19 protein-coding genes are annotated in these 18,771 nt (G+C 72.4%); 11 read left to right on the top strand and 8 right to left on the bottom strand.

Annotation, left to right across the window (positions count from 1 at the left end; genetic code table 11):
* Window positions 1-141: 141 nt before the first annotated feature.
* From WMI84_RS10035 to WMI84_RS10045, 3 genes are all read right to left on the bottom strand, one after another.
* Window positions 142-1,119, bottom strand: a complete 978-nt coding sequence (locus WMI84_RS10035; protein ID WP_347352722.1) for a type IV toxin-antitoxin system AbiEi family antitoxin domain-containing protein — start codon at window positions 1,117-1,119, stop codon at window positions 142-144.
* Window positions 1,120-1,275: 156 nt separating this feature from the next.
* The gene (locus WMI84_RS10040) at window positions 1,276-1,965 is read right to left on the bottom strand and encodes a class I SAM-dependent methyltransferase (protein ID WP_347352724.1); all 690 of its coding nucleotides are present in this window, start codon (window positions 1,963-1,965) and stop codon (window positions 1,276-1,278) included.
* Window positions 1,962-2,759 carry a hypothetical protein gene (locus WMI84_RS10045; protein WP_347352726.1) on the bottom strand — a complete coding sequence of 266 codons (798 nt, stop codon included), beginning with the start codon at window positions 2,757-2,759 and terminating at the stop codon, window positions 1,962-1,964. Before WMI84_RS10045 ends, WMI84_RS10040 begins: the two co-directional genes overlap by 4 nt.
* Window positions 2,760-3,170: 411 nt before the next feature.
* Between WMI84_RS10045 and WMI84_RS10050 the strand changes: the two genes are divergently transcribed.
* Together WMI84_RS10050 and WMI84_RS10055 are read left to right on the top strand one after the other, a co-directional pair.
* Window positions 3,171-3,410 carry a hypothetical protein gene (locus WMI84_RS10050; RefSeq protein WP_347352727.1) on the top strand — a complete coding sequence of 80 codons (240 nt, stop codon included), beginning with the start codon at window positions 3,171-3,173 and terminating at the stop codon, window positions 3,408-3,410.
* A gap of 49 nt (window positions 3,411-3,459) precedes the next feature.
* Entirely contained in the window at window positions 3,460-4,257 is a 798-nt protein-coding gene (locus tag WMI84_RS10055; protein WP_347352729.1) for a sugar phosphate isomerase/epimerase, read from the top strand.
* 48 nt (window positions 4,258-4,305) lie between these two features.
* On the opposite strand, the gene WMI84_RS10060 is transcribed toward WMI84_RS10055, so the two are convergent.
* Together WMI84_RS10060 and WMI84_RS10065 are read right to left on the bottom strand one after the other, a co-directional pair.
* Window positions 4,306-5,532 carry an acetyl-CoA hydrolase/transferase C-terminal domain-containing protein gene (locus WMI84_RS10060; RefSeq protein WP_347352731.1) on the bottom strand — a complete coding sequence of 409 codons (1,227 nt, stop codon included), beginning with the start codon at window positions 5,530-5,532 and terminating at the stop codon, window positions 4,306-4,308.
* Between the two features lie 99 nt (window positions 5,533-5,631).
* A complete protein-coding gene (locus tag WMI84_RS10065) occupies window positions 5,632-6,504 on the bottom strand; it encodes a Ku protein (protein ID WP_347352733.1) in 873 nt (290 codons plus the stop codon).
* Window positions 6,505-6,523: 19 nt separating this feature from the next.
* Here WMI84_RS10065 and ligD (WMI84_RS10070) point away from each other — a divergent pair, with 19 nt between their 5' ends.
* Both ligD (WMI84_RS10070) and ligD (WMI84_RS10075) read left to right on the top strand, forming a co-directional pair.
* Window positions 6,524-7,501 (top strand): non-homologous end-joining DNA ligase, encoded by a 978-nt coding sequence (gene ligD, locus WMI84_RS10070; RefSeq protein ID WP_347352735.1) that lies wholly within the window; start codon window positions 6,524-6,526, stop codon window positions 7,499-7,501.
* Between the two features lie 25 nt (window positions 7,502-7,526).
* On the top strand, window positions 7,527-8,429 hold the full coding sequence (gene ligD, locus WMI84_RS10075) for a non-homologous end-joining DNA ligase (protein WP_347352737.1): 903 nt from the start codon (window positions 7,527-7,529) through the stop codon (window positions 8,427-8,429).
* 36 nt (window positions 8,430-8,465) lie between these two features.
* Here the strand turns inward: ligD (WMI84_RS10075) and WMI84_RS10080 are convergent, their stop codons facing one another.
* Window positions 8,466-8,789 carry an Lsr2 family protein gene (locus tag WMI84_RS10080; RefSeq protein ID WP_347352739.1) on the bottom strand — a complete coding sequence of 108 codons (324 nt, stop codon included), beginning with the start codon at window positions 8,787-8,789 and terminating at the stop codon, window positions 8,466-8,468.
* Between the two features lie 194 nt (window positions 8,790-8,983).
* Window positions 8,984-9,160, bottom strand: coding sequence for a hypothetical protein (locus WMI84_RS10085; protein ID WP_347352741.1), 177 nt, complete (start codon window positions 9,158-9,160; stop codon window positions 8,984-8,986).
* A gap of 55 nt (window positions 9,161-9,215) precedes the next feature.
* On the opposite strand from WMI84_RS10085, the gene radA reads away from it, so the two are divergent.
* From radA to WMI84_RS10120, 7 genes are all read left to right on the top strand, one after another.
* Window positions 9,216-10,625 carry a DNA repair protein RadA gene (radA, locus tag WMI84_RS10090; protein ID WP_347352743.1) on the top strand — a complete coding sequence of 470 codons (1,410 nt, stop codon included), beginning with the start codon at window positions 9,216-9,218 and terminating at the stop codon, window positions 10,623-10,625.
* Window positions 10,626-10,679: 54 nt separating this feature from the next.
* Window positions 10,680-11,756, top strand: a complete 1,077-nt coding sequence (disA, locus tag WMI84_RS10095; RefSeq protein ID WP_347352745.1) for a DNA integrity scanning diadenylate cyclase DisA — start codon at window positions 10,680-10,682, stop codon at window positions 11,754-11,756.
* Between the two features lie 117 nt (window positions 11,757-11,873).
* Complete coding sequence (locus tag WMI84_RS10100; RefSeq protein WP_347352747.1) at window positions 11,874-12,668, top strand: ABC-2 family transporter protein; 795 nt, start codon at window positions 11,874-11,876, stop codon at window positions 12,666-12,668.
* On the top strand, window positions 12,661-13,515 hold the full coding sequence (locus WMI84_RS10105; protein WP_347352749.1) for an ABC-2 family transporter protein: 855 nt from the start codon (window positions 12,661-12,663) through the stop codon (window positions 13,513-13,515). Before WMI84_RS10100 ends, WMI84_RS10105 begins: the two co-directional genes overlap by 8 nt.
* On the top strand, window positions 13,512-14,471 hold the full coding sequence (locus tag WMI84_RS10110; protein WP_347352751.1) for an ATP-binding cassette domain-containing protein: 960 nt from the start codon (window positions 13,512-13,514) through the stop codon (window positions 14,469-14,471). Before WMI84_RS10105 ends, WMI84_RS10110 begins: the two co-directional genes overlap by 4 nt.
* Window positions 14,472-14,566: 95 nt before the next feature.
* The gene (locus WMI84_RS10115; RefSeq protein WP_347352753.1) at window positions 14,567-15,748 is read left to right on the top strand and encodes an LCP family protein; all 1,182 of its coding nucleotides are present in this window, start codon (window positions 14,567-14,569) and stop codon (window positions 15,746-15,748) included.
* Complete coding sequence (locus tag WMI84_RS10120) at window positions 15,745-16,248, top strand: amino-acid N-acetyltransferase (RefSeq protein WP_347352755.1); 504 nt, start codon at window positions 15,745-15,747, stop codon at window positions 16,246-16,248. The genes WMI84_RS10115 and WMI84_RS10120 overlap by 4 nt, the downstream gene beginning before the upstream one ends.
* A 108-nt stretch (window positions 16,249-16,356) precedes the next feature.
* Here WMI84_RS10120 and WMI84_RS10125 read toward each other — a convergent pair.
* A partial coding sequence (locus WMI84_RS10125) for an ATP-dependent Clp protease ATP-binding subunit (RefSeq protein WP_347352757.1) occupies window positions 16,357-18,771 on the bottom strand: 2,415 nt, incomplete at its 5' end.

Consider the following 18,771-nt stretch of genomic DNA (forward strand, 5'->3'; position numbering starts at 1 on the left):
CACGCACAACCCGGGCGAGGTGCCCACGGGCTCGTCGCCGTCCCGGGGTGTGCCGCCGTCGAACCCGCCCTGATCCGACTCAGGCGGCCCGCTCGGCCAGGCGTCCAGGGTCGGGCCTGACCGAACCCACCCTGACCCGGCTCAGGCGGCCCGCTCGGCCAGGGGGCAACCGTCCCGGCAGGGCCGGGCCTGCCCGGACCAGCCGCGCTCCCGGAGGATCCGGCCCAGGTCGTCCGCCAGCTCGCACGGTGCCCCGGCGACGTCGAGCCACGTGCCGCGGACGGTGAGCCACCCGTCCCGTGCCGCCTTGCGGTCCCGTCGCCCGTCCTGCTGCCGGCCGGCCCACCCGGCGTGGCCCAGCCGACCGTCGATCTCGACGACGAGGTGGTAGTCGGCGTAGGCCCGGTCGCGGAAGCGCTGCCCCGGCGCGGGCACCTGGCTCACGCCAACGGGGAGGTGGTGCGCCCGCTCGACGTCGCGGACGAAGCGCACCTCCGCAGCGCTCTCGGCACCATCGCCCACGATGCCCAGGGCCTCGCCCACGAGCCCACGATGGGTCTGCCCGGGCCGGGAGGCCAGCGCCCGGGCCAGGCTCGCCTCCGTCGCGATCCGCAGCTGGCAGGCCTTCGCCATGAGGGCCACCACTCGGTCGAGCGGATGTCCGACCGAGAGGTCGAAGACCGTGTGCTCCGCCGTGGTCCGGTGCGGCCACGCCTCGGGATGGACCCGTTCGTAGAACCGACGGCTGCGTACCACCGTGATGCCGGGCCGGTCCACCCCGCGTCGGCCGACGGGGACCAGGACCTGTACGCCACCGGTGTGCGGCGCGGTCAGACCCCAGCCGGCACCGGCACTGAGGCCGTACAACGCGCTCGGTGTCCCGACGGCCAGCAGCGCCGCGACCGCGCGTGTCGACCAGTCGTCGCGTCCGGGAGTGGTCAGGTAGACCCCTCGGTGCACCTGGACCCACCGCCCGGACGTGACCTGCCACTTGATCGCGGCAGGGGTGCAGCCGGCCCGCAGCGCCTGCGTGCGCGTGAGCAGCCCGGACTGGCCCGCGATCCTGGCCCCGAGCAGCCGGCCGGTCGGGTCGTCGGAGCGAACGGGGAGGCCGGTCATGGCCGAAGTCTGCCGAGACCGGCCCGGTGGCCTCGCCGGTCATCCACAGGCGCGGCCGACACGCTGCCGACCGTGCGTGGTTTCGGTCACCAGGGCAACCACAACCGCGCACAGCCCCGGTGTTTCCCGAGCCAGCCCGGACCGACCCCCGAACCCTCAGTAGCGCCGCCACCACAGGTTGACGGCATAGTCCACGCCGACCGCGTCGGGGTGCTCGGCCAGGATCAGGTCGGCGTCGTCGGGGGAGAACTCGATCCCGACGACCGCCTCGAAGTCCGCGCGCGAGTCGAAGTCCCACCGGATGTCCAGCCGCTCGCGCTGCCAGCCGTGCCGGGCCCAGAACCGCTCGACCGCCCGGGCGTCGTAGTGCGGCAGGGACCGCCGGAACCAGGCACCGAACGTCGACCGGGTCGCGTCGTTGTCGACGACGAAGGCCGTGCCGCCCGGGCGCATGACCCGCTCGAGCTCGGCCAGGCCCGGCTCGCAGCCCGGCCCGAAGAAGTAGGACCACCGGGCGTGCGCCACGTCGAACGAGTCCTCCGGCACCCCGATCGCGGCTGCGCCCTCCTCGCGGACCGAGCACAGCGGCATACCCGAGACGCGTTGGCGGGCAAGCACGGCCAGCGGCGGGTACGGCTCGACCCCGACGACCGAACGCGCGCTGGAGGCGAACAGCGGCAGGTGGAACCCGGTCCCGCAGCCGATGTCCAGGACGTCCCGGCCGGCCCAGTCGGCGACCCGGCGCATGGCCGCCTCGATGACGTGCGTGCGGTCGACGCCGAGGTTCTCGACCTCGTAGACGTCGGGGGTGTCCCAGATGTTCGGGGACGGGATGATGTCGCTCATCGGCGGTCGGCCTCCAGCGTGGCAGGGTGGACGAGCAGCGGCAGCACGGCCCGGTTGCCCCGGCCCCGGGCGGCCCGGACGGCGGCGAGGTGCGCCTCGGCGCGCAGCACCAGCTCCTCGTAGGCGGGCTGGCCCATCAGCTCGACGAGCTCGGCCGCGCAGCTGCGGTATACCGGCTCGCGGCCGACGTGGGCCTCGGGGTTGCCGGAGCAGTACCAGTCGAGGTCGTGCCCGCCCGGGCCCCAGCCGCGCCGGTCGTACTCGGTGATCGTGATCTCGAGATAGCTCGTCTCGTCGGGCAGCTCGACGGTCCGGTAGGAGCGGCGGGTCGGCAGCTGCCAGCAGACGTCGGGCTTGAGGGTGTGCGGCGGCACGCCGGTCAGGACGGCGTGCTGGTGCAGCGCGCAGCCCGCACCGGCCGGGAACCCGGGCCGGTTCAGGAAGATGCAGGCGCCGTCGACGACACGGGTCTTGCGGGCACCGTCCTCCAGCTGCGACCAGTCGTCCTTGGTGCCCGTGGCGGTGCCGACGTCGTGGTACTGCCACTCGTCCGGGCCGAGCTCGGCGGCGACGGCGGCGACGCGCCGGCGGTCGGCCTTGTCGGTGAAGTGCGCCCCGAGCGTGCAGCAGCCGTCGTCCGGCCGGTCGGCGTAGATGCCGCGGCAGCCGGCCCCGAAGATGCACGTCCAGCTGCTCGTCAGCCACGTCAGGTCGCAGCGGAACCGCTGCCCCGCCTCCGCCGGGTCGGTGAACTCCACCCAGACCCGGGGGAGATCGAGCGGTGCTTCGGCCACCGGCACACTGTAAGCCTCGTCGCGAGGTGGCGCGCGCCGTGGTCCGTATGCCGCCCAGCCCGCCCCGCTCGCATCGTGCCCGCCCGCGTCGGCGAGCGTCACCACGCTCCAAGGCAGTCGGTCCCTCCCGCGTCCGGTGTCCTTCGGCGGCAAGGCGACTCGACAACGGCGTGTTCGGCCACCGGGCCGTCAGCCTGCCCCTCGGCGCCGGGCGCCTGCACCGCGACCACCTCGTCGGCGACCCGCCGGCGGCGGAGCAGGTCTCCGCGCTGCGCCGGCACATCCGCGCCGAGCTCGCCCGCGAGATCAGGCCGGTGCTCACCTCGGCCCGCCCAACCGTCGGGTGGGCACGTCCAAGACGTTCCGCTCGCTCGGATAGCCGGGGCGGCGCCCTCCGCGGAGGGCCCCTTCGTGCCGCGTGCCCTGTCCCGCGCCGACGCCTCCGAGATCGTCAACCGCGTCCGGGAGATGAGCGTGGCCGACCGCACGGCCCTGCCCGGCGTCTCGCCGGCCCGCGCGCCGCAGCTGCTCGCGGGCGCACTGGTCGCGGAGGCGGCCATGGACCTGCTGTCGGTCGACTGGCTCGAGATCTGCCCGTGGGCCATGCGCGAGGGGCTGATCCTGCGTCGGCTCGACCACCTCGACGCCTGATCGCCGCCACGGCACCGACCGGACGGGCCGGATGTCCGAGAATGGGCTCATGACGATCCGGGTCGGGCTGTCGACTGCGTCGGTGTACCCCGACAACGCGGCGACCGCCTTCGCGACCGCAGCCCGGCTCGGCTACACGGCGATGGAGGTCATGGTCTGGACCGACCCGGTCACCCAGGAGGCCGGTGCGCTGCGCGCGCTGTCCGAGCTGCACGGCATACCCGTCGTCTCCGTCCATGCCCCCACGCTGCTGCTGACCCAGCGCATCTGGGGTGCCGACCCGTGGGGCAAGATCGACCGCTCCATCGAGCTCGCGCTGGAGGTGGGCGCCGACACCGTCGTGCTGCACCCGCCGTTCCGCTGGCAGCGCGAGTATGCCGCCGAGTTCGTCGAGGGGGTCGCAGACCGCGAGCGCGCCTCCGGTCTCAGGCTCGCCGTGGAGAACATGTTCCCCTGGCTGACCGCGCGGCGGCAGATGCTCGCCTACCTGCCGCACTGGAACCCGGTCGACCAGCCCTACCGGCACGTGACCCTCGACCTGTCGCACGCGGCGACCGCGGGTGTCGACGGCCTGCAGATGGCGCGCGCGCTCGGGCCACGGCTGGCCCACCTGCACCTGACCGACGGCCTGGAGACGTTCCGGGACGACCACCTGGTCCCCGGGCACGGGACGCAACCGTGCTCGGAGGTGCTCCAGCTGCTCGCCGACACCGGCTACACCGGGCACGTCATCGTCGAGGTCGGCACCCGCAAGCTGACCCCGGACGAGCGGGAGATCGACCTGATCGAGGCGCTGACCTTCGCCGAGCTGCACCTGATGCCGTCCCGCGGCGCCGGCCGGATCTGATCCCGCCGGCCGGGTCGGTGGGTCTGGTGCGGCCGGTCGCTATGGATGTCAGGCCAGCCCGAGACCGGCGGCCTCCTCCCAGAGCTCGTCGCGCACCGACGGATGGGCGGCCTGCTCGATGATCGCGTGGCACTGCTCCCGCTCGTCGTGCCCCCACAGCGGGGCGATGCCGTACTCGGTCACGACGGCGGACTGCTGGAACGAGGTCACCGGCTCGTCGAGCAGCGGCACGATGGTCGAGACGTCCGCCTTGGGGTGCCAGGACCGCAGCGCGATGAAGGACTGGCCGCCGGGGGAGTGCAGCGCCCCGACGATGAAGTCGGTCTGACCGCCGAACCCGGAGTAGATCCGCGCGTTGATCCGGGAGGCGTTCGCCTGTCCGAAGAGGTCGACCTCCAGGGCCGTGTTGACCGAGGTCATCGCGCGCTGCTGGGCGATCAGGCCCGGGTCGTTGGTCTTCTCGGTGCGCAGCATCCGCACCCGTGGGTTGCGGTCGACCCAGTCGTACAGCTCCTGCGTGCCGAAGATGAACGAGGTGATCAGCGGGTGGTCCGCGTCGAGCGCCCCGCCCGCGTCGAGCGCGAGCACGCCGTCGGAGAACATCTCGGTCCAGACGCGGATTCCCTTGCGCGACCGCAGTGCTGCCAAGGTCGCGTCGGGCACGCCGCCGATCCCGAGCTGCATGGTCGCGCCGTCCTGGATCCGCGAGGCGACGAGCTCGCCGATGGCCCGGCTGTCGTCGTCCGGGGCGACCGGTGAGTGGGTGGTCAGCGGTGCGTCGATCTCGACGGCGAGGTCGACGTGCTCCACCGGGATCTGGGCGTCGCCGAAGGTGTACGGCATGCGTGGGTTGACGACGGCCACGACGAGGCCGCCGCGCGCGCGGGCCGCCTCGAGGGCCGCGGGCAGGACGTTGACCTCGAGCCCGAGGCTGAGCTGTCCGCCGACCGGCGGGGCGCAGTGCAGCAGCACCACCTCGGGCGGCAGGGTCCGGCCGTAGAGGAGCGGGACCAGGGACAGCCGGGACGGCACGTACCGCAGGCCGGGATGGCGCCGCATCCCCGCCCCGACGAAGCAGGTCTCGACCGTCACCCCGTCGCGCTCCGGCAGGCCCGGCGGGCCATTGAGCGCGTGCAGGATGTAGGCGGGGACGCACTCGTCCACGATCCGGACGGCCTCCCAGGGGATCGACATGTTGCCGCTGACGACGACGCGCGGGTTGGGCGGCAGGGTGGACAGGCGGCTCTGGAGCTCGGCGACGGTGACGGTTCTCACGGGCCCATCCTTGCCCAGCAGGGCCTTGCACGGCGCGGTGCGGCCCGCCCGATCCGGGTCGAGTCGGGCCGGCGCCCCGCTCGACGGGTCGACGGAGGTTCAGCTCGCCTTCTTCTTGGCCTTCGCCCGCTTCGCCGGCTCCGGCCGGCCATCCTCCTGCGCAGCGGCGGCCACGTCCGCCGACGCCGCGTCGCGCCTGGCCGCCTTCGCCGCGTCGACGCTGCGCTGGAGCGCGGCGAGCAGGTCGACGACCTCGGTCTCCTCCTCGACGGATGCGACCGGGGCGGTCAGCTCGCCGCCCTCGATCTTCGCGGCGACCAACGCCTCGACCGCCCCGGCGTAGTCGTCCTCGAACTCGTCCGGCTCGTAGTCGCCGGCCAGCGAGTCGACCAGCGAGGCAGCCATGGCGAGCTCCCTGGCGGTCGCGTGGGTCTCCTCGCCCAGCACCTCGAAGTCCGCGGCGCGGACCTCGTCGGCCCAGAGCAGGGTCTGCAGCACGATGACGCCCTCGCGGACGCGAAGCACGGCCAGGGTCATCCGGCTGCGGATCGAGACCGTGACCAGGGCCATCCGGTCGGCCTTCTCGAGCGCGTCGCGCAGCAGGACATAGGGCTTCAGGGCGCTCTTGTCCGGCTCGAGGTAGTAGGACCGGTCGAACAGCAGCGGGTCGATCTGCTCGGTGGGGACGAACTTCTCGATCGAGATCTCCTTCGAGGAACGGGACGGCAGCCCCTTCAGGTCCTGCTCGGTCAGGACCACCATCCGTCCGTCCGCGGTCTCGTAGCCCTTGGCGATATCCGCGTAGGGCACCTCCTCGCCGTCGATCGAGCAGACCCGCTGGTAGCGGATGCGTCCGCCGTCCTTCTCGTGGACCTGACGGAACTGGACGTCGTGGTTCTCCGTGGCGGAGTAGAGCCGGACGGGAACGTTGACGAGGCCGAAGGACACGGCACCCTTCCAGATGGCTCGCATGGGTACCAGAATGCCATCCATGCGCCCCATGCTGGCCACCTTGACGAGCGCAGTGCCGGCGGGGGAGCGATGGGTGCACGAGGTCAAGTGGGACGGCATGCGCGTGCTCGCGGACGTCTCGGAGGGGCGGCTGCGCCTGTTCAGCAGGACCGAGCGGGACGTCACGGTAGCCTTCCCCGAGCTGGCCGGGCTGGCCGACGAGTACCCGGACGTGCTGCTGGACGGCGAGGTCGTCGTCCTCGCCGCGGGGCTGCCGAGCTTCGCCGGCATGGCCGAACGGTTCAACGTCACCGACCCACGACGCGCCCGGACCCTCGCGACGCACCATCCGGCCACGTACATGGTCTTCGACCTGCTGCGGCTCTACGGGGTCGACCTGACCGGGCGCACCTGGTCGGAGCGGCGCGCGACTCTCGAGCGGCTCGAGCTGTCCGGCCCGCGCTGGCACACCCCACAGGTGTTCACCGAGGGCGCGGCGCTGCTGGCCGCGACCCGAGAGCAGGGCCTGGAGGGCATCGTCAGCAAACGGGTCGACTCGCCCTACCGTCCGGGGGTCCGCAGCCCCGACTGGCTCAAGCTGCCCCACCGGTTGACCAGGTCGGTCGTCATCGGGGGATGGCGCCCGGAGTCGGGCTCGTCCGACGGGGAGCGGCTCGGCTCGGTCCTGGTCGGGGTGCCGGGCGAGGGTGGCCTGCACTTCGTCGGGCGGGTCGGGGCGGGGCTGGCCGGCCGGTCGGGGGCGGCGTTGCGCGAGCGCCTGCGCCCGCTGGAGTCCGGGGAGTCGCCCTTCGCCGAGCCGGTCCCGGCCGAGGACGCCGCCTGTGTGGTCTGGGTCCGACCGGTCCGGGTCGCCGACGTGGAGTCGCTCGGCCTGAGCTCGGGCGGCCGGTTGCGCCAGCCGTCCTGGAAGGGTCTGCGGCCCGACCTGGCCCCCGGTGACCTCGAACGCCCCGAGCCGGTGGCGCAGGACGGCATCGTGACGGGACGGGACGGCTGAGGTGGCAGCTCGGGAGGGACCCGGGGTGGTCACCGTCGTCGCCGGGCGCCGGCTGCGGCTCAGCAGCCTCGGCAAGGTCATGTACCCGTCGACCGGGACCACGAAGGCGGCGGTGATCGACTACTACGCCCGCATCGCCCCGGTGCTGCTGCCGCACCTGGCCGGCCGACCGGTGACCCGCGTGCGTTTCCCGCATGGCATGTCGGGCCCGGGATTCTTCGAGAAGAACGTACCGGCCGGTGTGCCGGACTGGGTCCGCCGAGCGGGGCGCGATCCGGTCCTGCCCCTGATCGACGACGTCGCCGGGCTGACCTTCTTTGCCAACCTCAACTCGCTCGAGCTGCACGTGCCGCAATGGCGCATTTCGGGTGACGGCGGCGACGCCGTGGCGCTCGACCCCGACCGGCTCGTCGTCGATCTCGATCCCGGGCCGGGGGCGGGGCTGCGGGAATGCGCTGTGGTGGCCATCATCGTGCGCGACCGGTTGACCTCGATCGGTCTGAAGCCAATTCCCGTCACGAGCGGCAGCAAAGGGATGCAGGTGTATGCCGCGGTGCCGGGCGGGCACACCAGTGACCAGATCCGCGACACCGTTCAACAGCTGGCCCGGGAGCTGGCGACCGCCCATCCGGGGCTCGTCGTGTGGAAGATGGCCAAGGGATTGCGGCCGGGAAAGGTATTCCTGGACTGGAGCCAGAACGTGGCGGCCAAGACGACGGTGTGTCCCTATTCCATGCGGGGCAGGCAGGAGCCGACCGTGGCGGCCCCCCGGGAGTGGCTCGAGGTGGCGCAGGGCGCGGCCGGAGAACCCTTCCGGCAGCTGCGGATCGAGGAGGTCCTCGAGCGCGTCGCCGGCGGCGGGGACCCGGCGGCGGGACTGGTCTCGGGGCGGGGACCGGCTGGCAAAAGCCTGACGGGCCCGAGTTGAACCGGGCCCGTCAGCCGTGGTGGTGATCGGCGCCGATCAATGCGCCTTGTCGTAGGCGTTCTGGATCTCCGCGGCGATACGACCGCGGTCGGAGACCGTGTAGCCGTGGGCGCGGGCCCATTCCCGGACCGCGCTCACGTCATTGCGACGCGAGGCGGGCCGACGGCCGGCCGGCCGCTTGCTGCCACCGGAGCGCCGAGCGTGTCCGGTCCATGCCGAAAAGGCGTCCCGGAGTTTCCGGGCGTTTGACTCGGACAGGTCGATCTCGTAGGAAACACCATCCAGACCGAAGGTGACGGTCTCTGCGGCGGTGCCGCCGTCGACATCGTCGACCAGGATGACTTCGACTCGCTGCGCCATGTTTCTCCAAACAGTTCGTCAATCGAGGGGTGGACCGGTGTGCACCGGATACGTCCAAAATAGCAGGCGAATTGCGAGAACGAACAATCCCCACGCTGAAACGCGCCAACGGCGCGGCGGACGACCCGGACTTCACGGAATCGGGTGCGCGGGCAACTGGGTCCTGTACCCGCTCGGGGTACTACCCCTCGGTACTACCCGAGGTGCGGCGATTCGGTCGTGGCCGAGGACCCGTGCTCCGCCTCCCACCTCGCCTGGGCGATCCGCTCCCGCCGGTCGCCCTCGAGGATGGCCTTCATGACGAAGTAGAACAGCGTGGCCAGCCCGATCGTGGGTGCCAGCGCCAGGATGTAGGGGACGGCGGCTTCCATGCCACCAATGGTCGCACGGCCGGCGCTGTCGCAGGTGCCCCCTAGCGTGGCGGCCATGGCAACGAGGAGCAGTGGCGTGCGGTCGGTCGGCTTCCGCTGCACGGAGTGCGGCTGGAGCACCGTCAAGTGGGCCGGGCGGTGCGGCGAGTGCCGCGCGTGGGGCAGCGTCGCGCCGGCCGACGCCTCGTCGGTCCGTGCGGTCCGGGCGCCGGTGAGCGGACCGGCCCGGCCGATCGGCGAGGTCGACGCGAGCGATGCCGCCCCGGAGCCGACCGGGGTGGGGGAGTTCGACCGGGTCCTCGGCGGTGGGCTGGTCCCCGGCGGTGTCGTCCTGGTCGCCGGGGAGCCGGGCGTCGGCAAGTCCACCCTGCTGCTCGACGTGGCCGCCCGCGCCGCCCGTGCGGGGCGGACGGTCCTGTACGTCAGCGGCGAGGAGTCGAGCGCCCAGGTCCGCGGCCGGGCCGAGCGGATCGGCGCCGTCGCCGACCGGCTCCTGCTCGCCACCGAGACCGACCTCGGCACCGTCCTCGGCCACCTCGACCAGACCCGCCCCGAGCTGCTCGTGGTCGACTCGGTGCAGACCCTCGCGAGTGCCGAGGTGGACGGCCAGGCCGGTAACGTCAGCCAGGTCCGCGAGGTCGCCGGCGTCCTGATCCGACTGGCCAAGGCGCGCTCGCTCGCGGTCCTGCTCGTCGGCCACGTCACCAAGGACGGGTCGGTCGCGGGGCCCCGTGTGCTCGAGCACCTGGTCGACGCCGTCGTCCAGTTCGAGGGCGACCGGCACTCTCGGCTGCGGCTCGTGCGGGCCGTGAAGAACCGGTTCGGTCCCACCGACGAGGTCGGCTGCTTCGAGCTGCGCGACTCGGGCATCGTGGGGCTGCCCGACCCGAGCGGCCTGTTCCTGTCCCACTGCGGGGCGGCGGTGGCCGGCACGTGCGTCACCGTGGCGATGGAGGGGCGCCGCCCGCTCGTGGCCGAGGTGCAGTCGCTCGTCACCCGCGCCACGCTGTCCGCGCCGCGCCGCACGACCAGCGGGCTCGACCCGTCCCGGCTCGCGATGATCCTCGCGGTCCTCGAGAAGCGGTCCGGTCTGGCCGCCGGCTCGCGAGACGTCTTCGCGGCGACGGTCGGTGGCATGCGGGTCACCGAGCCGGCGGCCGACCTCGCGATCCTGCTGGCGCTCGCCTCCTCGGCGATGGATCGCCCCCTTGCCCGCGACGTCGTGGCCCTCGGGGAGGTCGGACTGGCCGGCGAGATCCGTCCGGTCCCGGCGCTCGGCCCGCGCCTTGCCGAGGCCGCCCGGCTCGGCTTCCGTTACGCCCTCGTCCCGGCGGGACAGCTCGACGTCGCGCCTCCGGCCGAGCCGGGGGTCGTCGAGGTCGCCGACGTCCGCGCGGCCGTCGAGGCGATGGGTCGGCTGTGCGGCCCGCGCGCTGCGGCGGCGATGAGCGGTGCGACCGCCTAGAATGCGACTCGTCCGGACCCGTCCGGGCGCAGGCGGTCCGACGAACGGGGAGCGATGGAGACCAACGACGACGAGCTGCTTCGTGCGGCTCTCGCCGCCGTCGCCCCGGGCACCGAGCTGCGTGACAGCCTCGAACGCATCCTGCGCGGACGCACCGGCGCCCTGATCGTGCTCGGCCTCGACAAGGTCGTCGAGTCGATCTGCACCGGCGGGTTCGTCCTCGACGTCGAGTTCTCCGCGACCCGGCTGCGCGAGCTGTGCAAGATGGACGGTGCCGTCGTCCTGAACCGCGACGGCACCCGTATCGTGCGGGCCGCGACCCAGCTCGTGCCCGACTCGCGCATCGAGACCTCCGAGTCCGGGACCCGACACCGGACCGCGGAGCGGGTCGCCAAGCAGACCGGGTTCCCGGTCATCTCGGTGAGCCAGTCGATGGGCGTGGTGGCCCTCTACGTCGGCGGTCGCCGCCACGTCGTCGAGGGCTCACCGACCACCCTCTCGCGGGCCGACCAGGCGCTGCAGACCCTCGAGCGCTACAAGTCCCGCCTCGACGAGGTCACCGGCACCCTGTCGGCGCTGGAGATCGAGGACCTCGTCACGGTCCGCGACGTGACCGCCGTGCTCCAGAGGCTCGAGATGGTGCGCCGGATCTCCGCCGAGATCCAGGACTACGTCGTCGAGCTCGGCACCGACGGACGGCTGCTCAGCCTGCAGCTGGAGGAGCTGGTCGGCGGGCTGGGCAACGACCGCGAGCTCGTCATCCGTGACTACCTGCCGGCCACGAAGGCCGACCTGACCGACGCCCAGGCGCTGGCCAACCTCGAGGCGCTCAACTCGGTCGAGCTGCTCGACCTCGCGGCCGGGGCTCGCGCGGTCGGCTTCCAGGTCGTCGGCGACAGCCTCGACGCCCCGGTGAGCCCGCAGGGCTACCGCCTCCTGACCAAGGTGCCACGCCTGCCCCAGGCGATCATCGAGCGCCTCGTGGACCACTTCGAGTCGCTCCAGCGGCTCCTCGCGGCCGGCATCGACGAGCTGATGCTCGTCGAGGGAGTCGGCGACGGCCGCGCCAAGGCGGTCCGTGAGGGCCTGTCGCGGCTGGCGGAGAGCAGCATCCTGGAACGCTACGTGTAGCCCGGCCGGCGCGGGCACCTCGGGCGCGAGCGCCGCGCCGCCGGTGGCCGGCCGGTGTTGCTGACGGCCGGCCCGGTCGATAGCCTGACCCCTCGTGTCCTGCCAGCCACCGACCCGATGAGGATCTTCCTGCTGCTGGTCCGCGCGGGCTTCCGACGCCACTCGACCTACCGCCTGGCGCTGGTCGCGGGGCTGACCACGAACTCGGTCTTCGGGATGATCCGGGCCTCGGTCCTGCTGGCCGCCATCGCCTCGGCCGGGTCGGCCATCGGCGGCTACTCCGGCCCGATGGCGGCCGCCTTCGTCTGGTGGGGGCAGGCGCTGCTCGGCACGGTCAACCTGTGGGGCTTCCAGGAGGTCAAGGAGCGGGTGCGCACTGGTGACATCGCCGTCGACTTCCTGCGCCCGCTCGACCCGCAGCTCGTCTACCTGGCCGGGGACGTCGGCCGGGCGGGGATCAACTTCGTGGCCCGCGGCGTGCCGGCGCTGCTCATCGGGGCCCTCCTTTTCGACCTCGCCTGGCCACCGGGACCGGCGGCGTGGCTCGTCGGGGCCGCCTCGGTGGGCCTGGCCGTCGTCGTCGGGTTCGCCGGCAGCTTCATCGTCAACCTCGTCTCGTTCTGGGTGATCGAGGTGCGTGGCATCCAGCTGGTCTGGACAGTCGTGGCGGGTCTGTTCTGCGGGCTCTACGTGCCGGTGCCGTGGTTCCCCGGCTGGCTGCGCACCATCGCCGACTGGTCGCCGTTCCCGGCGATGCTGCAGCACCCCATCGACATCCTCTGCGGGCGCCTCGTCGGGGCGGACGTCGGCCTCACCCTCGCCAACCAGGTCCTCTGGGCGGTGGTCCTGCTCGGGCTCGGACAGGTCGTCATGCGAGCCGGCCGGAGGCATCTGGAGGTGCAGGGTGGCTGACCGGCTCATGTCCTGGCGGACCCCTCCTCCGGCACCGGGCGGCCCGGCCGACCGGCTGCGGCCCTACCGGGTCATCCTCGCGGCGCGCGCCCGCGCGCAGCTGCAGTACCGCACGTCGTTCGTCACCGACGTCCTCGGCACGATCGGGGTGGGCCTGACCGAGCTCGCCGAGGTGTGGGTCATCTTCCACAACGTCGACGTGCTCGGCGGGCTCCACTTCGGGGCCGCCCTGCTCGTCTTCGCCCTGTCCAACATCGGCTTCTCGCTCGCCGACATGCTGGTCGGACACCTCGACACCCTGCCCGCCTACATCCGGCTGGGGCAGATCGACGCGTTCTACGTGCGCCCGCTGCCGCTGCTCACCCAGTTCATGACGAGCGACATCTCACTGCGCCGCGTCGGCCGGCTGGCCGTCGCCGTGGTCGCGCTCGTCGTCGCGCTCGCGATCGGCGACGTGCGCTGGTCGGCCTCGATCGTCGCCCTGCTGGCCGTCACCATCGTCAGCGGCACCGCGATCTTCTCGGCGCTGTTCACCGCGGCGGGCGGCCTGCAGTTCTTCCTCGTCGACGGCGCGGAGCTCACCAACAGCATGACCTACGGCGGTTCGTATGCCGCCCAACAGAGTCAGCGGGTCTTCCCCGACCCGCTGCGGATCCTCTGGACGTTCGTGATCCCGACGGCGTTCGTCGCGTACCTCCCCACGCTGGCGATCCTCGACCTGCCCGGTGACCGGCTCGGGCCGGCGTGGCTGGCCTGGTGCTCGCCGGTCGCGGCCGTCGTCGCCTGGCTGGCCGCAGCCCTGTGCTGGCGCGCCGGAACCCGGCACTACCAGGGAGCAGGCGGATGAGCAACTCTCGCCGAGCGGCGCCCGGGCCGGTCATCGAGACCGCCGACCTCGTCCGGGACTTCAGGCGGACCAGGGCGGTCGACCACCTGACCTTGCGAGTGCTGCCCGGTGAGTCGGTCGGCTACATCGGGGCCAACGGCGCCGGCAAGTCCACGACGATCAAGATGCTGACCGGCATCCTCAAGCCGACCTCGGGTCTGGTGCGCACCTGCGGGCTCGACCCGATGCGACGCCGGATCGAGGTGGCCCGCCGGGTCGGGGTCGTCTTCGGCCAGCGCTCGCAGCTGTGGTGGGACCTGCCGCTGCACCAGTCGTTCACGATCCTGGCGGCGATCCACCGGCTCGACCCGGTGACGGCCCGGACCAGGACCGCCCGGCTGGTCGACCAGCTCGAGATGGGGCCGCAGCTGGCGACCCCGGTTCGCTCGCTGTCGCTCGGGCAGCGGATGCGCGGCGAGATCGCCGCCGCCCTGCTGCACGAGCCGGAGCTGCTCGTCCTCGACGAGCCGACCATCGGCCTGGACGTGCTGTCCAAGCAGCGCCTGCGCGAGTTCCTCCTGCAGGAGCGGCGCGAGCGAGGCACGACCCTGTTGCTGACGACGCACGACATGGGCGACATCGAACGGCTCTGCGGGCGGGTGCTGGTCATCGACCGGGGCCGGCTGGCTTTCGACGGGACCCTGGCCGGGCTGGCCGGCACCGTCGGTGCGCGGCGGGTGCTCGTGATCGACCTCGCGGAACCGACCGGCGAGCTGAGCGGCATACCCCATACCGCGGTGTTGGCGGTCGAAGGCGGCGGGCTGCGGCAGTCGCTCGCCTTCGATCCGGGCGAGACGACGGCCGCGGCCGTGCTCGCTGCGGTGTCGGCGCGCGCACAGGTTCGCGACCTGACGATCGAGGAGCCGGACATCGAGGACGTCGTGCGCCGCATCTACGCGGCATCCGGTCGCGGCTAGCCGCGACCCGACCCCGCGTCGAGCGGGCGAGCGCGAGGAGAGCTCCACCCGCCTGTCGCTGCGCGACCGATCTGGTGCTGAACTACCGTTGCCCCGTGAGACTCGCGCCCCGCCCGAGCACCCGCTGCGTTGCCGTCGCGACCACGCTCCTGCTGCTCGCCGGATGTTCCTCGGGGTCGGGATCCGGGTCGGCGAGCAGCCGGCCGGCCCCGACCTCGAGTGTGCCGTCGTCCGCTGCGGCGGCGCCCGTGCAGGTCAAGGGCGCACCTGCCGAGCTGGCCGCCCTCGTCGCGCGGGTCTACACGGGCGCCGACCTCGGCGGCGCCGCCTCGCGGACGGCGGCCGCCGCCCTCGAGGCGCGGCAACCGAGTACCGGCCGGGTCACCGGCACGGCGACGACCGGCACCTGGCGGGGCCAGCAGGTCGCCGTGGTCACCGTCGGGCGCGACGTCACCCTCGCGGTCGCGGCCAAGCCCGGGGCGTGGCGCGTGGTCGGCGGCTGGTGGCCCTCGCTCGACGTCCCGAGACCGTCGCTCGGCTCGGGCCCGCGCTGGGTGCTGGCGCTCGGCTCTGATGCCCGGCGGGGCCAGCCGCTGGACCACACGCGGGCCGACACGATCCAGGTCGTCGGCACCGACGGCCGGGGTGGGGCCGGCCTGATGGGCATGGCGCGCGACCTCTGGGTGCCGCTCGCCACCGGAGGCCGGGGCAAGATCAACTCCGCCATGGCGCTCGGCGGTGTGCGAGCGCAGCTGAGGACGGTCCGCAACGTCACCGGGCTGCCGATCGAGGGCTACGTGGTCATCGGGTTCACCGGGTTCAAGAAGGTCGTCGACGCGCAGGGCGGCATCCCGATCGTCATTCCCCGGACGGTCGACGCCTCCCACGCCGGGATAGTCATCAGGAAGGGCCCGCAGACGCTGACCGGAGCGCAGGCGCTCGCCTACGCCAGGGAGCGCAAGACCTTGCCCGACGGCGACTTCGGCCGCTCCCGGCACCAGGGCGAGCTGCTGCTGGCAGCCGCCGTCAAGGCCCGGCTCGCCGGTCCGGGCGCCATACCGAGCGCCATGTCCACCGTGAGCAGGTATGCCAGGACCGACCTCGACGGCGAACGGATGCTGACCTTCCTCGCCCGGTTCTACCGGGTCAACCCGGCCAAGGTCGGGCGCGGGGTCGCCCAGGGCGGGTTCGGCTGGGCCGGCGGGCAGTCGATCGTGCTGCTCGGCCCACAGGCGCGGTCGCTGTTCGCCGACTTCGCCGACGGGAACCTCTCGTGAGCGCGGCCCCCGTCATCCGGCGGGCGCGCACCGCCGACATCCGCGCGATCCGCGCACTCGTCAGACCGCTCGCCGAGCGGCGCATCCTCGTGGCGAAGGACGCGGTGACCTACTACGAGGGGGTCCAGGAGTTCCGGGTCGCCGACGACGACGGGGTCGTGGTCGGCTGCGGCGCCCTGCACGTCATGTGGGAGGACCTGGCCGAGATCCGCACGCTCGCCGTCGCAGAGGGCTACCTCGGCACCGGGCTGGGCGGGCGCATCCTCGAGGTGCTGATGGACGAGGCCCGCGAGGTCGGGGTGCAGCGCCTGTTCTGCCTCACCTTCGAGACGAGGTTCTTCACCCGGCACGGTTTCGCGTCGATCGAGGGCCAGGCGGTCACCGGTGACGTCTACGCCGAGCTGCTGCGCTCGTACGACGAGGGCGTCGCCGAGTTCCTCGACCTGGAGCGGGTCAAGCCCAACACCCTCGGCAACACCCGCATGCTGCGCACGCTGTGACGGCCTCTGGGTCAGCACCGGGGGGCTGTGCGTGGTTGTGGTCGCCCTGGCGACCACAACCACGCACAACCGGGGTGGGGCGCCGGTAGCGCTGTCGAGCGGTACCGGTCAGATCGCGTCCCGACCGGCTCCGGGCACCCGTCCGCCCCCGGCGTTGCCGGTCACGTCACGGGTCGGGTCGGGCAGCTGTTCGGACAGGCCGGACAACGCCTCGTCGAGCGCGGCCTCGCCGATGTCGGCCAGGTGGTCGGCCGGCCGGTGCGCGGGCTTGGACTTCGGGCTGAAGACGAACTTCTCCTGCTTGCCCTCGCCCTCGGTGTCGACGAGCACGTGCTGGCCGGAGGTGAACTCCGCGTAGAGGATCTTCTCGGACAGGGCGTCCTCGATCTCGCGCTGGATCGTGCGGCGCAGCGGCCGGGCGCCCAGGACCGGGTCGTAGCCCTTCTTGGCGAGCAGGTCCTTGGCCGCCGGCGTGAGCTCGATGCCCATGTCCTTGTCCTTGAGCCGCTTGTCGAGCTTGGCGATCTCCAGGTCGACGATCTGGGTGATCTCGCTCCGGGTCAGGTGCGGGAACACGATGATGTCGTCGACGCGGTTGAGGAACTCGGGCCGGAAGTGCTGCTTCAGCTCGTCGGTGACCTTGGCCTTCATCCGCTCGTAGTCCGACAGGGTGTCGGGCCCGGCGGAGAAGCCCATCGACGCCTTGGAGGCATCGCGCGTGCCGAGGTTGGTCGTCATGATGATGACGGTGTTCTTGAAGTCGACCATCCGGCCCTGCGAGTCGGTCAGTCGACCGTCCTCGAGCACCTGCAGCAGCGAGTTGAAGATCTCCGGGTGGGCCTTCTCGACCTCGTCGAAGAGCACGACCGAGAACGGCTTGCGGCGCACCTTCTCGGTCAGCTGGCCGCCCTCCTCGTAGCCGACGTAGCCCGGGGGGCTGCCGAACAGCCGCGAGACGGTGTGCTTCTCGGAGTACTCGGACATGTCGAGCTGGATCAGCGCGTCCTCCGAGCCGAACAGGAACTCGGCGAGCGTCTTGGCCAGCTCGGTCTTGCCGACACCGGTCGGGCCGGCGAAGATGAACGACCCGCCGGGCCGGTGCGGGTCCTTCAGGCCGGCCCGGGTGCGCCGGATCGCCTGCGACAGCGCGCCGACCGCCTCGTCCATCCCGACGATCCGCTTGTGCAGCTCGTCCTCCATGTGCAGCAGCCGGGAGGACTCCTCCTCGGTCAGCTTGAACACCGGGATGCCGGTGCTGGCCGCGAGCACCTCGGCGATCAGCTCCTCGTCGACCTCGGCGACGACGTCCATGTCGCCGGTCTTCCACTGCGCCTCCCGGGCGGCCTTCTCGGTGCGCAGCTTCTTCTCCTCGTCGCGGATCCGGGCCGCGCGCTCGAAGTCCTGCCCGTCGATCGCCGACTCCTTCTCGCGCACCAGCCGGGCGATCTTCTCGTCGAACTCGCGCAGGTCCGGCGGTGCGGTCATCCGGCGGATCCGCAACCGGGCGCCCGCCTCGTCGATCAGGTCGATCGCCTTGTCGGGCAGGTAGCGGTCGTTGACGTACCGGTCGGCCATGTTGGCGGCCGCCACGAGCGCCCCGTCGGTGATCGTCACGCGGTGGTGCGCCTCGTACCGGTCGCGCAGCCCCTTGAGGATCTCGATCGCGTGCGGCAGCGTCGGCTCCTGGACCTGGATCGGCTGGAACCGCCGCTCGAGCGCGGAGTCCTTCTCGATGTGCTTGCGGTACTCGTCGAGCGTGGTCGCCCCGATCGTCTGCAGCTCGCCGCGGGCGAGCATCGGCTTCAGGATCGAGGCCGCGTCGATGGCGCCCTCGGCGGCGCCGGCGCCGACCAGGGTGTGGATCTCGTCGATGAAGATGATGATGTCGCCGCGGGTGCGGATCTCCTTCAGGACCTTCTTCAGCCGCTCCTCGAAGTCACCGCGGTAGCGGCTGCCCGCGACGAGCGAGCCGAGGTCGAGCGTGTAGAGCTGCTTGTCCTTCAGCGTCTCGGGCACCTCGCCCTTGACGATGTCCTGGGCCAGCCCCTCGACCACGGCGGTCTTGCCGACGCCGGGCTCCCCGATCAGGACGGGGTTGTTCTTGGTGCGGCGGGACAGCACCTGCATGACCCGCTCGATCTCCTTCTCGCGGCCGATCACCGGGTCGAGCTTGCCCTCCCGCGCGGCCTGCGTGAGATTTCTGCCGAACTGGTCCAGCACGAGCGACCCCGCCGGGGTGCCCTCGCCCGCCGCCGGGCCGACCCCGGCTGCGGTCTTCTCGCCCTGACCCGGGCCCTGGTAGCCCGAGAGCAGCTGGATCACCTGCTGGCGCACCTTGTTCAGCTCCGCGCCCAGCTTGACGAGGACCTGGGCGGCGACGCCCTCACCCTCGCGGATCAGGCCGAGCAGGATGTGCTCGGTGCCGATGTAGCTGTGGCCGAGCTGAAGCGCCTCGCGCAGCGAGTACTCCAGGACCTTCTTGGCCCGTGGTGTGAAGGGGATGTGCCCGGTCGGGGCCTGCTG

This window comes from Intrasporangium sp. (genome assembly GCF_039812505.1).
Lineage (GTDB): Bacteria > Actinomycetota > Actinomycetes > Actinomycetales > Dermatophilaceae > Intrasporangium_A.

What these genes read in the sequence shown, in the direction of transcription:
- WMI84_RS10055 (WP_347352729.1), top strand. Translation starts at nt 3,460, where the DNA reads ATGACGATCCGGGTCGGGCTGTCGACTGCGTCGGTGTACCCCGACAAC.
- WMI84_RS10100 (WP_347352747.1), top strand. Translation starts at nt 11,874, where the DNA reads ATGAGGATCTTCCTGCTGCTGGTCCGCGCGGGCTTCCGACGCCACTCG.
- WMI84_RS10065 (WP_347352733.1), bottom strand. Translation starts at nt 6,504, where the DNA reads ATGCGAGCCATCTGGAAGGGTGCCGTGTCCTTCGGCCTCGTCAACGTT.
- WMI84_RS10085 (WP_347352741.1), bottom strand. Translation starts at nt 9,160, where the DNA reads ATGGAAGCCGCCGTCCCCTACATCCTGGCGCTGGCACCCACGATCGGG.
- radA (WP_347352743.1), top strand. Translation starts at nt 9,216, where the DNA reads ATGGCAACGAGGAGCAGTGGCGTGCGGTCGGTCGGCTTCCGCTGCACG.
- WMI84_RS10040 (WP_347352724.1), bottom strand. Translation starts at nt 1,965, where the DNA reads ATGAGCGACATCATCCCGTCCCCGAACATCTGGGACACCCCCGACGTC.
- disA (WP_347352745.1), top strand. Translation starts at nt 10,680, where the DNA reads ATGGAGACCAACGACGACGAGCTGCTTCGTGCGGCTCTCGCCGCCGTC.
- WMI84_RS10110 (WP_347352751.1), top strand. Translation starts at nt 13,512, where the DNA reads ATGAGCAACTCTCGCCGAGCGGCGCCCGGGCCGGTCATCGAGACCGCC.
- ligD (WP_347352735.1), top strand. Translation starts at nt 6,524, where the DNA reads ATGCGCCCCATGCTGGCCACCTTGACGAGCGCAGTGCCGGCGGGGGAG.
- WMI84_RS10035 (WP_347352722.1), bottom strand. Translation starts at nt 1,119, where the DNA reads ATGACCGGCCTCCCCGTTCGCTCCGACGACCCGACCGGCCGGCTGCTC.
- WMI84_RS10080 (WP_347352739.1), bottom strand. Translation starts at nt 8,789, where the DNA reads ATGGCGCAGCGAGTCGAAGTCATCCTGGTCGACGATGTCGACGGCGGC.